Origin of the sequence: Streptomyces fildesensis (assembly GCF_016107395.1) — a bacterium.
Taxonomy (GTDB): Bacteria; Actinomycetota; Actinomycetes; order Streptomycetales; family Streptomycetaceae; genus Actinacidiphila; species Actinacidiphila fildesensis.
The window spans coordinates 136,933-151,223 of the sequence record NZ_JAAIKO010000007.1; the positions used below are offsets into that span (position 1 = coordinate 136,933).

General features: G+C 72.6%; 9 protein-coding genes. 3 read left to right on the forward strand and 6 right to left on the reverse strand.

Annotation, left to right across the window (positions count from 1 at the left end; all coding sequences use genetic code 11):
• Positions 1 to 2 precede the first annotated feature (2 nt).
• Entirely contained in the window at positions 3 to 1,238 is a 1,236-nt protein-coding gene (locus C6N31_RS13900) for a cytochrome P450 (protein ID WP_138352528.1), read from the reverse strand.
• A gap of 234 nt (positions 1,239 to 1,472) precedes the next feature.
• Positions 1,473 to 1,634 carry a hypothetical protein gene (locus tag C6N31_RS13905; protein WP_164292920.1) on the reverse strand — a complete coding sequence of 54 codons (162 nt, stop codon included), beginning with the start codon at positions 1,632 to 1,634 and terminating at the stop codon, positions 1,473 to 1,475.
• A 281-nt stretch (positions 1,635 to 1,915) separates the two neighbouring features.
• Between C6N31_RS13905 and C6N31_RS13910 the strand changes: the two genes are divergently transcribed.
• Together C6N31_RS13910 and C6N31_RS13915 are read left to right on the forward strand one after the other, a co-directional pair.
• The gene (locus tag C6N31_RS13910; protein ID WP_138352527.1) at positions 1,916 to 2,887 is read left to right on the forward strand and encodes an ABC transporter ATP-binding protein; all 972 of its coding nucleotides are present in this window, start codon (positions 1,916 to 1,918) and stop codon (positions 2,885 to 2,887) included.
• A complete protein-coding gene (locus C6N31_RS13915; RefSeq protein WP_138352526.1) occupies positions 2,884 to 3,693 on the forward strand; it encodes an ABC transporter permease in 810 nt (269 codons plus the stop codon). Before C6N31_RS13910 ends, C6N31_RS13915 begins: the two co-directional genes overlap by 4 nt.
• 31 nt (positions 3,694 to 3,724) lie before the next feature.
• Here C6N31_RS13915 and C6N31_RS13920 read toward each other — a convergent pair whose 3' ends face one another.
• From C6N31_RS13920 to C6N31_RS13935, 4 genes are all read right to left on the reverse strand, one after another.
• The gene (locus tag C6N31_RS13920) at positions 3,725 to 4,738 is read right to left on the reverse strand and encodes an alpha/beta hydrolase (RefSeq protein ID WP_138352525.1); all 1,014 of its coding nucleotides are present in this window, start codon (positions 4,736 to 4,738) and stop codon (positions 3,725 to 3,727) included.
• Positions 4,738 to 9,114, reverse strand: a complete 4,377-nt coding sequence (locus tag C6N31_RS45140) for a type I polyketide synthase (RefSeq protein WP_198357621.1) — start codon at positions 9,112 to 9,114, stop codon at positions 4,738 to 4,740. Before C6N31_RS45140 ends, C6N31_RS13920 begins: the two co-directional genes overlap by 1 nt.
• Positions 9,107 to 10,882 carry a fatty acyl-AMP ligase gene (locus C6N31_RS13930; protein ID WP_138352524.1) on the reverse strand — a complete coding sequence of 592 codons (1,776 nt, stop codon included), beginning with the start codon at positions 10,880 to 10,882 and terminating at the stop codon, positions 9,107 to 9,109. Before C6N31_RS13930 ends, C6N31_RS45140 begins: the two co-directional genes overlap by 8 nt.
• Positions 10,883 to 11,001: 119 nt before the next feature.
• Positions 11,002 to 12,549 carry an acyl-CoA carboxylase subunit beta gene (locus C6N31_RS13935; protein WP_138352523.1) on the reverse strand — a complete coding sequence of 516 codons (1,548 nt, stop codon included), beginning with the start codon at positions 12,547 to 12,549 and terminating at the stop codon, positions 11,002 to 11,004.
• A gap of 227 nt (positions 12,550 to 12,776) precedes the next feature.
• Here C6N31_RS13935 and C6N31_RS13940 point away from each other — a divergent pair, with 227 nt between their 5' ends.
• Positions 12,777 to 14,213 (forward strand): MFS transporter, encoded by a 1,437-nt coding sequence (locus C6N31_RS13940; RefSeq protein WP_187145127.1) that lies wholly within the window; start codon positions 12,777 to 12,779, stop codon positions 14,211 to 14,213.
• Positions 14,214 to 14,291: the final 78 nt, after the last annotated feature.

Below are 14,291 nucleotides of genomic sequence, written 5' to 3' on the forward strand. Positions count from 1 at the left end.
CGTCACATCCCCGCGCCGAGGGAGGTGAGCTGCCTGACCTCGACGGGCAGTTCCCGCAGCCCGCCGAAGACGAACTGCTCGCTCCAGCGGGCGGTGCTCTCGTCGAGCGGGGTGCTCAACTCCCGCTCGGCGCCTGCCGCCGCGAGCAGGGCCAGGACCGTTCCGCCGGCCATCAGCGACAGCGGAGCGCCCAGGCAGTGGTGCGGCCCGTGTCCGAAGGCCAGATGTCGGCGCTCCGCCCGGGCCGGGTCGAATCGGTCGGGATCGGGGAAGCGGCGCGGATCGCGGTTGGCGGCCGCGTACAGCAGCAGCACCACCCGTCCGGCGGGCAGCAGTGTGTCCCCGGCCTGTACGTCGCCGCCCAGCCCGCGGGCGCTGGCCCGTACCGGGCTGCCCAGCCGCTGGCATTCGTCGAAGACGGCCTCGGCGGTGTGCGGTTCCGCGCGGATTCCGGCGGCCAGCGCGGGGTTCCGCAGCAACTGCCAGGCGGCGACCGCGAGTCCGGAGGTGAGTGTTTCGAGCCCGTTGGCGAACAGCATGACGACGAAGGCGAGCAGGTCCTCGTCGTCCAGCTGTCCCGCGTCCCTGGCCAGGACGAGGCGGCTGATGAGATCGCCGCCGGGACGCGCCGCGCGGGCGGCGCACAGCTCTTCGACCCAGTCGCGGAACCCCTCGAACTCGGCGTCCAGGGCGGCGGTCTGTTCGGCGCCGGCGAACGGGTCCAGGAGGGACCGGGCGACCAGTCCGGCCCAGCCGGTGACCCGCTCGCGCTCTTCGGGCGGCACGTCGAGGATCGCGCACGACACCGCCACCGGCAGCGGCACGGCGAGGTCGGCCACCAGGTCGAAGGAGCCGCCGGCCAGCAGGGGCGCGAGCAGTTCCTCGGTGGTGTTCTCGATCCTGGCGCGAATCTCGGCGAGCCGGCGGGCGCTGAACGCGGCGGTCGCGAGGCGCTTCAGCCGGGTGTGGTCGGCGCCGTCCCGCATCGGCAGCGTACGGGCGAGCACCTGGGCGAGTGCGGAGGAACCGGGGCGGTCGAGCCCGATCGCGGCGGGGTCCACCGCGGTTCCGGGGTGCATCAGGACGGTGACGATCTCCTCGTAGCCGGAGATGACGTGGACGCGTCCCAGGTCCAGTACCGGGGCCTCGGTCAGCAGCCGCCGGTAGAGCCCGGCGGGGTCGCGTCGCGCGGCCGGGTCCTGGATGAACCGCGTGAGCTGGTGGCGGAGGCTTTCCATGCCCGGTTCTCCTTGTCGGTCCGTGAGTTGGTCGATGTATCGATGTGTCGTTGTGTCGTCAGGGATGGAGCCGGGTGCCGGACGAGGGGCGCCCCGGTGGGACCGTTCAGGTCCCACCGAGGCGCGGATTCCCGCGGCCGTGGCGGGCCGGCGGAGCGATGACGCCCGCCGGCCCGGCCTCAGTCGGCCGCTACTGCGTCAGACTCGGAGGCCTTACCAACACGGACCGTGAGGTCAGTTGGAGACCGAGCTGAAGGACGAGACCGGGCAGGCCGCGGAGAGCAGCGAGCTGACGCTGATGCCGCCGGAGACGGTGTCCAGCTCCTCGACCTCGATGTCGAACTGCTCGGTCTCGGCGACAGCGGCGGTCTCGGTGATGTCCTTGTTGTCAGCCATGGCCGACTCCTCTCGTTTCACGGCGCCGGACCCTGGTGGGCCGGTCTGCCGATTCCCTCATCCCCTTCGGCTTCCGGTTTTCCCGGCCGCTTCCGGCGATGAGAGAAATATGCACCCGAGGGCCGTCCGCACATCAGTGGGAAAAGTCAGAAACACCGCCTGCAAAATGTCATACCGCTTTCTTATGACGTTTTACATGTTCGACGAACTCGCAGCTCAGGAAGGTAAAATGAATTCATTCCCTCTTGCAGACCCTCTCTGATACCGCGCACCATGTGCGCATGAAAGAGATTCCCGAAGTCATAGAAGTAGTGGAATTGCGGCAGTCCTACGGGGACTACGAAGCAGTACGCGGAGCGTCTTTCACCGTCCGGCGCGGAGAGCTGTTCGCGCTGCTGGGAACGAACGGCGCCGGCAAGACCACCACCCTCGAGGTCGTCGAGGGCTACCGTCCGCCCACCGCGGGTACGGTGCGGGTGCTGGGACTGGATCCCTACGCGGACGGGCCCGCGCTCCGCCGCAGGACGGGGGTGATGCTCCAGGAGGGCGGATTCTTCAAGGAGTTGACCGTCCGGGAGACGGTGGACGCCTGGCGCCGTTTCAGCGGGCGGGCCCGCGCCACCGCCGACGTCCTCGGCCAGGTACGGCTCGACACCAAGGCCGGCACCCGCGTCGGCCAGCTCTCCGGGGGTGAGCGCCGCCGGCTGGACCTCGCGCTCGCCGTGCTCAACGACCCCGAGCTGCTCTTCCTCGACGAGCCCACCACAGGCATGGACCCCGAGGCCCGCCGCAACACCTGGCAGCTCGTCAGGGAACTGCGGGCGGCCGGCACCACCGTGGTGCTGACCACGCACTACCTGGAAGAGGCCCAGCAACTCGCGGACCGGGTCGCCATCATGGACGCCGGCCGCATCACCGCCACCGGCACCGTCGCCGAGGTCCTCTCCGGGCAGCGCAGCCGGATCACCTTCCCGCTGCCGTTCGCCACCACCGCCTCGGACCTGCCGCGGCTTCCCGGCGCGGACCTGGCCGTACAGGGTGACGCGGTGTCCTACGCCGTCGCCCGGACGGCGCCCGCGCTGGCCGTCCTGCACGACTGGGCCGGCGCGCGCGGTGTCGAACTCGACGGCATCGAAGTACGGCACGCCTCGCTGGAGGACGTGTTCCTCGCCCTCGCCGGCGACCAACGGACGGCGTCCGACGACCACGGCACCGTCCGCCCGGACCACCACAGCAAGGCGGCCGCCCGATGACCTGGACCCGCTACGCCCACGGCCAACTCCTGCTGTCCTGGAAGGTCTTCTGGCGCAACCGCCGCTCCACCTTCATCGGGTTCCTGCTCCCCGTCCTGCTGGATCTGTTCGTCGCGGCGCCCTTGCGCGACAAGGAGATCGGCGGGGTGAGCGCGGCCGGCTATGTCACCGTCGGCTTCATCGGGCTGGCGCTCGTCACGTCCTTCGTCAATCTCCTCAACGCGGTCGTCGCCCGCCGCGACGATCTGGTGCTCAAGCGGCTGCGCGGTACGGAGGTGCCCCCCAGCGCCGTGTTCGCCGGCCAGATCGGCGCGAGCGGCATCGTCGTCCTGCTGCAGGCCGTGGTGCTGGGCACCCTCTCGGTGGGTCTGTTCCACGCGCCGCTGCCCGCCGACCCGGCGCTGCTGCTGCTCACCCTGGTCGCGGGCTATCTGCTGTTCGCCCTGCTCGCCGTGGCGCTGTCCGGGCTGACGCCGAGCGCCGAGACATCCCCGCTGGTCGCCACTCCGGTCCTCATGCTCTGCATGTTCGGCGCGGGCGTCGCGACGCCTCTGTCGTCGCTCCCCTCCTGGCTGCAGGGTCCGGCGCACGCCCTGCCCCTCACCCCGGTCGTGCAGGCCCTCCGAACCGCGTGGTTCGGCAAGAGCTTCGGCCAGGAGAGCTGGAACGGCGGCCCGTTGGCCGATCTCTCCTTCCTGCACACCTGGCAGTCCGCCGGCCCCGCCCTGCTGATCACCGCTCTGTGGACGGCCGGCGTGCTGCTGGCCGCCCGGCGCCTCTTCCGCTGGGAGCCCCGGCGCGCCTGACCGGGGTCACAGCGCGCCGGGCGTCAGTCGGTCACAGCCCCAGGGCCTGCGAGAGGAGCGGCCAGGACGTCTTGTACTCGTTGCGCCAGTAGGTCCAGCTGTGGGTGCCGCCGAGGTAGAAGTGGGTCTGGACGGGGATGCCGAGCTGCTGCAGCCGGGCGGCGAAGCTCTGGGACGCGGGCCACAGGGTGGTCTCCAGGGCCTCGGCGCTCAGCTCCCCGTTCCCGCCGACGACACCGGTGCCGGAGGACAGGTAGAGGCTGGTGCCGGTCAGCTTCGATGCCAGGGCGTAGGGGTTCTGGGCGTTCCACAGCGGGCTCTGGAAGATCGGGGAGCCCCACAGCGCCCAGGGCAGAAGGCCTTCACGGCCCACGATCGCCTCGACGATGATCGGCATACCGGGCATCGTCGTGTGGAGGACACCGCTGTACGAGGCCGCCGCCTTGAACGTTCCGGGGTGCCGGGCGGCGAACGCGATCGCGCCCCAACCGCCGGTGGACACCCCGCCGATGGCCCGCGTCGTCCCGGCCCGGTAGTTCTGCTGCAGCAGCTGCATCAACTCCGTGACCTGGAAGGTCTCGTAGTCCGGGGCGCCCGAGCCGAAGTTCCACCAGGTGCTGGGGATGCCGGTGGGCCCCGACGACGGCATGGCGACGATGACTTCCTTGTCCGCGGTGAACTGCTCGATATCCGTCTCGCGGGTCCACGAGGTGTAGTCGTCGTGCGCGCCCTGGAGCAGATAGAGCACCGGCCAGGTGCGGGTGGCCTGGGCCGACCAGTCGGCCGGCAGCAGCAGCCTGGTCCCGACGGTGCCGCGGATCGCCGGGGAGTTGATCTGCAGATCGACGGTACGGCTGTCGAGCCAGGTCTCGGAGACGATGCCGGCCCCGTCCAGGGCGGTACGCGCCGGGGCGGCCGCCGCCGTGGAGGCAGCGGCGGCGGGGGCGAGAGCGGTGGGGCCGAGGGTCAGCGCGGCGGTCGCCGCGAGCATGGCCGCTCCGGTGACGGCGGCGCGGGACGTACGGCGGCGGCGCTGTGTGTGCATCAGATCCCTCTTGTCGTGGGTGGGTTGAGATCGCGGGTGAGCAGCGCGGCGAGGTCGTCGACCGCGGGCGGATCGAGAAGGGAGAGGTGATCTCCCTCGATCGGCGCGACGGAGAGGTCGGTGCAGGACCCGTCCCAGCCGAGCGCCTCGTCGGTACGGGTGTAGCGCGCGTCCTGGACGGTGTGCGGCGCGCTCCGCGTGGCGCGGTAGAGCAGCGTGCGGCCGGTGTACGGGCGCGGGGTGTGCCGTTCCCCGCTACGCAGGTCCAGGTACGAGGTGCGCTGGTGTTCCAGCACGGCCGCGGGCAGATCCGCCGCCTGCTCCAGCGCCTTGACCACCAGCTCGATCTGCCCGGCGTCGTCGAGCGTCGCGAGTTCGTCGTAGGGCAGCGGCAGCGGACTGCCGTAGGTGCGCTCCACGTACGCGGCGAACTCCGCGAAGCGGCGGCGGGCTTCCTCGGCAGGCGACAACTCGGGGACGGGGAGCGGCAGCACGCTGTCGATCAGGATCAGCGCGGGCACGGTTCCGTCGCCGGCCAGCAGCCGTGCCGTCTCCTGCGCCACCACCCCGCCGTAGGACCAGCCACCGAGCAGCCACGGCCCGAGCGGGCGGGTCTCACGGACGATCCGCGCGTACGCCGCCGCCCGCTCGTGCACCGCGTCGGGGCCGGGCAGCCGTTCCAGTCCGTAGCAGGGCTGTTCGTCGCCGAGCCGCTGGACGAGGGCGCGGTAGACGGCGGTGGATCCGCCCGCGGGATGGATCAGGAACAGCGGCGGCCGGCTCCCGCCCGCCCGCAGGACGCGCAGTGGACCGCTGACGGGTGTCTCCAGGCGCGGGCGCAGCAGACCGGCGACGGCGGCGACGGTGGAGGGGCCGGTCAGCAGGTCATCGGCCGGTACCTCGCATCCGGCCCGCTCCGACAGTTCCCGGGCCAGCTCCGCCAGCCGCTCCCGGGGCAGTTCCCGCAGACCGAGGTCGTCCTCGGCGCCGGGCGGCCGGCCGCCGGCGACGCTCTGCCAGGCCCGGGAGACCAGCCGCTCGGCGGCGTCCCGGGGAAGCACACCCGTCAACGTATCCTCGGCCGCCTGCTCCGTACCGTCCCCCGCGCCCGACGGCTCCAGCCACGCGGCGAGCGCGGCGACGGTGCCGTTACGCAGCAGCACGCGCGGTTCGACGACGGTGCCGAAGTCCCGCTGGACGGCGGCCAGGATGCGGGTGGCCATGAGGGAGTCGAGCCCGAGTTCCGTGAGCGGCGTCCCGGGGTCGATATGTTCCGGCGCGTACCCCATGACCTGGGCGACATGCTCGCGCAGCCGGTCGATGACGGTCCTGGGCCGGTCCGCCGGTTCGGAGGCTCCGGGGACCGGCAGCGGTACGGGATCGGGTTCCTGCCGTTGCGCCGCCAGCCGGCCCTTCACCCAGTAGGGACGGTGCCGCCAGCCGGCGCTCGGTACGTCGACGATCCGGCCGGTCCCGTGCAGCGCCCCGGGGTCGATCGCCACACCCCTGACCAGCTGCGCCGCCAGGCTGTGCCGGAACGAGAAGGCGTCGTCGGTGTTCCGGCGCAGGGTCGGGAACAGCGCGGCGTCCCCGGCTCCCGAAGCGGCTCCCGATGCGGCATCCGAAGCGCGCAGCGTCTCGGCGAGCGGATGCAGTTGTGTGGGGTGCGGGGAGACCTCGACGAACAGCCGGTGCCCGTCCGCCGCCGCGGCGGCGACCGCCTGCGCGAAGCGCACGGGTCGGCGCAGCGCGGCCACCCAGTACCCGGCGTCGAAGACCGGCAGGTCGCGGGGCGAGTCCCGGACGGTGCTGTAGAAGGGAACGCCGGACGGCATGTGCGGCACCTCGCCGAGTTGTTCGGCCAGCGGGCCGAGCAGCGGGTCGACCTGCGGGGAGTGGCCCGCCGCGGTGACCCCCAGCGATCGGGCGAGCCCGCCCTCCCGCGCGACCTGCCGGATCAGTTCGCCGATGTCGTCCGCCGTGCCGGTGACGACGCTCTGGCCGGGCGAGGAGTGGACGGCGACCCGCAGACTGGACCATGTTCCGGCGTGTGCCCGTACCTGCGCGGCGGAGAGTTCCACCACGGCCATCGCCCCGCCCGTCAGCCCGTCGAGCAGCCGGGAGCGGGTCGCGATGACACGGGCGCCGGTTTCGGCGTCGAGCGCACCGGCGACCACGGCCGCGGCGACCTCGCCCATCGAGTGGCCGATGACGGCCGCCGGTTCGATCCCGTACGCCCGCCAGAGTCCGGCCAGGGCGACCTGGAGGCCGTACAGCACGGGCTGGACGACCGAAGGGGACGACAACTCCGCGCCGGGTTCGAGTCCCGCGCGCAGCGAGAGGCCCGCGTGCTCGAGCAACAGGGGTTCCAGCCGGTCCACCGCCTCGGCGAACGCTGGTTCCGCCGTGAGCAGCCGGCGGGCCATGCCCGGCCACTGTGAGCCGTAGCCGGAGAACACCCAGACGGGGCGGGCGGTTTCGGTGACCGGGCCGCCGGTGACGACCGCCGGATGGGGCCGGCCTGCGGAGAGGCAGGAGAGGGCCGCCGCGGCGTCCTCGATGCTGCCCGCGACCACGGCCGCGCGGTACCGGCCGCGACCGGTGCGGCCGTGCAGCGTACGGGCGACGTCCTCGATCCTGACCCCTCGGGCCGCGGGCGACGACAGCCAGCGGCTCAGCCGCGCCGCGTCCTCGCGCAGCCGTGCGGTGGAGAGGGCGTCGAGAACGGTGATCGCCGGCGCTCCCCCTGGCATGGGCGCCTTCCTCAGCGCGGGCCGGTACTCCTCCAGCACGACATGCGCGTTGGTGCCGCCGAACCCGAAGGCGGAGACGCCCGCGGTGGCCCGGCCCGAGTAACGGGGCCAGGGCTCCGGGGAGTCGACGACCCGCAGGCCCAGCGCGTCGAAGTCGATGAGCGGGTTGGGGGTTCCGAAGTTGAGGTGCGGCGGCAGTTCGTCGTGGTGCAGCGCCAGCACCGTCTTGACCAGCCCGGTGATTCCGGCCGCGGCCTCCAGATGGCCGACGTTGGTCTTCGCCGAGCCGATGAGCAGCGGTTGGTCCGGTTCGCGGCCCTGGCCGAGTACCGCCCCCAGGGCGTGAGCCTCGATCGGGTCGCCGAGCGCGGTGCCGGTGCCGTGCGCCTCGACGTAGTCCAGTTCGGAGCCCGCACCGGCGTGGGCCTGTTCCAACAGGGCCCGCTGGGCCTCGGGGTTGGGGGCCAGCAGCCCGTTGGAGCGGCCGTCGGAGTTCACGGCGGTCGACCGGATGACGGCGAGGACGCGGTTCCCGTCCCGCTCGGCGTCGGCCAGTCGTTTGAGGACGACGACCGCGCAGCCCTCGCCGCGCACCATGCCGTCGGCCGCGGCGTCGAAGGTCTTGCAGCGTCCGTCGGGCGCGAGCGCGCCCGCGCGCTGGAAGGCCAGGGTCAGCGCGGGCGACAGCAGCAGGTTCACCCCGCCGGCGAGAGCCGTGTCGGTCTCGCCGGACACCAGACTGCGGACGGCGTGCTGCACGGCGACCAGCGACGAGGAGCAGGCGGTGTCCAGGGCGAGGCTGGGTCCGCGCAGGTCCAGCGCGTACGAGAGGCGGTTCGCGGCGATGCTCAGGGCGACGCCCGGCGGGGTCCACGCGTCGACCGCGTCCAGGTCGGCGGTGGTGAGCTGGGCGTACTCGTTGCCGCTGATCCCCACGAACACGCCGGTGCGGGTACCGGCCAGTCCTGGCGCGGGGATCGCGGCGTGGTCCAGGCTCTCCCGTGCCACTTCCAGCAGCAGCCGCTGCTGCGGGTCCATGAGGGTGGCCTCGTGCGGCGAGATGCCGAAGAACTCGGCGTCGAACCCCGCGACATCGGACAGGAACGCGCCATGCCGGTTGATGCCCTCGGGCGGCACGCCGTCGGGAAGAAACGGAGCCCACCGCCCTTCGGGGAGCGTGCCCACCGCGTTGCCGCCGGCACTGAGCAGTTCCCAGAAGGCGGCCGGGGAGGTGATGCCGCCCGGGAGCCGGCAGCCGATACCGACGACGGCGACGGCACTCGACGCGCCGCCCGGTGGCTGTGCCGGGGCGGACCGGGGAGTCGGCGCCGGGAGGCCGGCCGTTTCCCCGACGCCGACCGCGGCCTCGACCACCGACAGCAGCCGGCCCAGCGTCGGCGCCTCCCACAGCAGGGTCGCGGGGAGTTGGACCGAGGTGAGGGCGCGCAGATCGGCGGTGAGGGCGATGGCGTCCCGTGAGGTGATGCCGAGCTCCGCGAACGGCCGGTCGTCGTCGATCTCTGCCGGGTCGAGCCCGTACCACTGGGAGAGCCGCGAGACGATCGTGCGGCGGAGTTCCCCGGCGATGCCGGACTCCCCCGCGCCCCCGGCGCCGTCACTCACCTGCCGCCGCCTCCCTCTCGTACTCGCCCGCGAGATACCGCTCGCGGCAGGCGGAACGGGAGACCTTGCCGCTGGACGTGCGCGGCACCGCGCCGGGCGGTACGAGGAGCAGCCGGGCCAGCCGTACCCCGTGCCGGGCGGAGATCCGGGCGCGGGCGGCCCGCTCCGCCGCCGCGCACAGCTCGGCGGTGACGTCGAGGTCCCGGGCGTGCTCGGCGACGGCGACCACCTCGTCGGGCCCGCCGTCGCCGGTGACGGTGAACAGGGCGAGCCGGCCGCGGCGTACGCAGTCCAGGGAGGACTGGACGGTCTCCTCCAGGTCCTGCGGGTAGTGGTTGCGGCCGTCCACGATCAGCAGGTCCTTCAGCCGTCCGGTGACCTGGAGCCGGCCCTCGTGCAGCGCCCCGAGATCGCCGGTGCGCAGCCAGTCGCCCAGCTCGCCGGGGATGCGGGAGGCGAAGGACGCCTGCGAACGGCCGGTCCGCTTCCAGTAGCCCAGGCCGATGTTGGGACCGCGCAGCCGGATCTCACCGATCCGGTCCTCGGGCAGCACCAGCCCCGTCACCGGGTCCGTGATGCGCAGCTCCTGCCCCACCGGGGTTCCGCAGCCGACGAGTACGGTCGCCAGGGCGTCGTCGTCCGCACACGGCCGGATGTGCCCCGCCGCCAGTGCCTCGCGGTCGCAGACCAGCTTCCGGGGCAGGTCGGCGGGCGGTTCGGTGGTGACGAAGACGGTCGCCTCGGCCAGGCCGTACGAGGGGCAGTGCGCCTCCGGCGGCAGTCCTGTGCGGGCGAAGGCCCGCTGGAAGCGTTCCACGGTGCCCTGCCGTACGGGTTCGCTGCCGTTGATCATGACGCGGACGCGGTCGAGCCGCAGTGCCGCGGTCTGTTCCTCGTCGATGCGGGTGGCGCAGTAGTCGTAGGCGAAGTTGGGGGCGGCGCTGATGGTGCCCGGGTACGCGCCGAGCAACCGCAGCCAGCGCACGGGCCGTTCCAGGAAGGAGACCGGGTCCATCAGCACCGACGACATGCCGGCCAGTACGGGTGCGGCGATGCTCAGCACCAGGCCCATGTCGTGGAAGAGCGGCAGCCAGCCGACGCTGGTGCTGCCGTCCGCCGTCACGCCGAACGCCCTGACGGCCTGCCGGGCGTTGGCGACGACGTTGCCGTGGCTGATCATCACCCCGGCGGGGACCCTGGTGGAGCCCGACGTGTACTGGAGGTAGGCGATGTCGTCCAGTTCGGGTACGGGTAACGGCCGGTCCGGATCGGGGAGCGCGTCGGTCAGCGGGCCCGCGCCGGCCGGCCGGTCGATGGGGACGACCGGGAGGTGCGGGATCCCGTGCTCGGCGGCGAAGGCCGCGATGGCGGGGGCGGTCGGGGTGTCGGTCAGGATGCAGGACGGTTCGCAGTCGTCGAGCACGGCGGCGAGCCGGCCCGCGTGCCCCGGCAGGTCGGGGCTGAACAGCGGGACGGCTATCACCCCCGCGTAGAGGCAGCCGAGGAAGGCCGCCACGTAGCCCAGGCCCTGGGGCAGCATCAGCGCGGCCCGCTCGCCGGGGCCCACATCGGCCCGCAGCCGCCAGGCGATCGTGCGGGCCTGCTGGTCGAGCCGTTTCCAGGTCAGGCTGCGGTGCCGGCCCGGCGAGTCCGGGGTGGGGAAGTCGACGAAGGTGAAGGCCCGCTGGGCGCCGCGCTCGGTGGACCAGCGGCGCAGGGACTCGGTCAGCGGGAACTCGGTCGGCGGGAGAGGGCGCGCGGGGGGCATGGGACTCCAGAGGGGTGGGGGCGCGAGGGGGGCCGCTCTCGGAGGAGGTGGTTCCGTGGGACCGGTGGGGGGGATCCGTGGGACCGGGGGACGGGTGGTTCAGACGGGTTCAGAGGGGTTCAGAGGGGGATGTTGCCGTGCTGGCGCTGCGGTGCGGGCCGGTGTTTTCCGTGCAGCGACCGCAGTCCACGGACGATCCGGCCGCGGGTCTCGTGCGGGAGGATGACGGCGTCGAGGTAGCCGCGCTCCGCGGCCAGGTACGGGGTGGCGTAATCGTTCTCGTACTCGGCGGTGAGCTGCTTGCGCAGCAGCTCCGGGTCCTCGGCGTCGCGCAGTTCCTTGCGGTGCAGGACGGCGACCGCGCCCTGTGCTCCCATGACGGCGATCTGCGCGGTCGGCCACGCCAGGTTGAGATCGGCGCCGAGGTGCTTGGACCCCATGACGGCGTAGCCGCCGCCGTAGGCCTTGCGGACGACGACGGTGATGGCGGGCACGGTGGCCTCGGCGTACGCGTACAGCAGCTTGGCGCCCCGGCGGACGATGCCCTCGTGCTCCAGCCGGACGCCGGAGAGGTAGCCGGGCACGTCGACGAACGAGAGGATCGGGATGCCGAAGGCGTCGCAGAACCGCACGAACCGGGCGGCCTTCTCGGAGGCGTTGATGTCCAGGGCGCCGGCGGAGTGCAGCGGCTGGTTGGCGACGATGCCCACCGACGAGCCCTCGACCCGGCCGAAGGCGCAGATGATGTTCGGCGCGAACAGTTCCTGGATCTCCAGCAGTTCGCCGTCGTCCACGACGCGCCGCAGGATCTCCCGCATGTCGTAGGCGTGACCGAGGTTGGCGGGCACGATCTCGTCGAGTTCCCGGTCCGTCGCGGTGATGCCGGGGTCGGAGCGCTGCCGGTAGCGCGGTGGCGCCTCACGGTTGTTGGCGGGCAGGTAGGAGAGCAGCCCGCGCACGAAGTCGAAGGCGTCCGCCTCGTCGTGGGCGAGGTAGTGGGCGGTGCCGTTGACGGCGGAGCTGGTGCGGGCGCCGCCCAGTTCCTCGGCCGTGGTCTCCTCCCCCGTCACCGAGTGGATGACGTCGGGGCCGGTGACAAACATGTGGGAGATGTCCTTCACCATGACCGTGAAGTCGGTGAGCGCCGGCGAGTACGCGGCGCCGCCCGCGCACGGGCCGAGGATCATGGACAGTTGGGGGATCACCCCGGAGACCATGACGTTGCGGTGGACGAGTTCCGCGTAGTGGGCGAGGGCGACGACCCCCTCCTGGATGCGCGCGCCGCCCGAGTCGTTGAGGCCGATCACGGGACAGCCGACCTTCAGCGCGTGGTCCATGACCTTGAGGACCTTCTCGCCGAACGCCTCCCCCATGCTTCCGCCGAAGACGGTGGCGTCCTGCGCGAAGACCGCGACCGGGCGGTCGTCGACGGTGCCGTGACCGGTGACGACCCCGTCGCCGTCGGGGCGGGAGGCGTCCATGCCGTAGGCGGTGCAGCGGTGCCGTACGAAGGCGTCGGTCTCGGTGAAGGAGCCGGGGTCGAGCAGCAGGTCGATGCGCTCCCGCGCGGTGAGCCGGCCTCGGGAGTGCTGGCGCTCCACGGCCGCTGGTGAGCCTCCTCGCAGAACCTGGGCGCGACGGGACTCGAACTCGGCGAAACGGGTCATGCGCGGCTCTCCTTCCCGGAGGGGGGATCCGGAATTCTGGAGCGTCATGGGGGCAACAGGTTCCGCTTCCGGGTGCCGGGCCACTAGAGCGGGGCGTGACAGCCGCCCGTCCGCCTTCTGTCACTCCGATGACAAGCCGAACGGCGGGTGCGGTGGTTAAGGTCGGACGGCCCCGAGCACATGACCCGCCAGGACCAGGGGCTCCTGACCCGGGAGAGGAGCCGCCGGTGGACCGGGTCAGGACGCTGCCGATCATGCTGGGGATCGCGGTGACCGGGTTCATCACGACGCTGGACAACACCGTCGTCAACGTCGCGCTGCCCTCCGTGCAACGGGCGTTGGGTCTCGACCTGCCGGATCTGGAGTGGGTGGGCACCAGTTACGTCCTGAGCTTCGGCGCGCTGCTGCTGGCCGGCGGCCGGCTCGCCGACCTGCTGTCCTGCCGCCCGGTGCTGATCGCGGGGCTGACGGTCTTCACGGCCGCCTCCGTGGCGGGCGGTCTCGCGGCGAACAGCCCGACGCTGATCGCGGCCAGGACCGTGCAGGGCGCTGGAGCCGCGCTGGTGATCCCCGCGACACTGGCGGTGATCACCGGCCAACTGCCCGCGGCGCGCCGCTCGCTCGCGGTCGGGCTGTGGACCGGGGCGCTGGCGGTCGCGCTGGCCCTGGGGCCGGTGCTCGGCGGTTTCATCACCGAGCGGTGGGGCTGGCGGTGGGTGTTCTTCCTGAACGTGCCCTTCGGCGTCCTCGGACTGCTGCTGGCCGGCGCGGTGCCCGCGGCGGTACGCCGCCCGGGTCTGTCCGCGCTGCGCCGACTCGACGTGCCCGGGGTCGTGTTGTCGAGTGCGGCGCTATGGCTGCTGGCCTACGGACTGCTGGAGGGCGGGGCGCACGGCTTCACCCGCTGGCCGGTGCCCCAGTGTCTGTTCGCGGCGGCGCTGGCGGGCCGGTTGTTCGTGGCTCTGGAGATCCGCAGGGCGGCGCCGCTGCTCGAACTGGGCCTCTTCCGTGACCGCCTCCTCAGCGGCGGAACGGCCGCGCAGGTGCTCTGGGGCATCGGCGTCAACGGCGTGTTCTTCTTCACCACGCTGTATCTGCAGCAGGTGCTCGGATTCTCCGCGACCAAGGCCGGTCTCGCCTTCCTGCCGCTGGCGCTCGCGCTGCTGGCGCTGACGCCGTTCGCGGAGCGGCTCTGCGCGGCCTGGGGCGCGCACCGGGTGATCGCGGCCGGGCTGGTGCTGGTGGCGTGGGGGCTGGTGCAGGTGTCCGCGACCGGTCTGCGGACGAGCTATCTCGGTCTGCAGCCGGGGCTGTTGCTGATCGGCGCGGGCTCCGCGCTCACCACGCCGCTGACGGTCCGTTCCCTCGCCTCGGTGCCGGCCTCCCGCAACGGCATGGCGTCCGGGGTGGTCAGCGCGGCCCGGGAGATCTCCGGGGTCTTCGGTATCGCCCTGGTCGGCGTCGTCCTGACGCACACCCGGAGCGCGGAACTCGCCGCCGGTTCCGATCCGCTTACCGCGTTCCTCGACGGCTATGCGGCCGGCCTGCGACTCGCGGCCGGTTGTGTCCTGTGCGGCGCCCTGGTGACGTTCCTCGCCCTCCGCCACCGGGCACCGGCTGTGCCGGAAGGCCGCACCGTCGGGGACTCGTTGTCACTCAAGTGACAACGCATCCTCATCTGATGCTCCGTCAGGCACCGTGGCGGGCAGCTGCTTCCGGGGAGTACCGTCGCAAGCAATCGA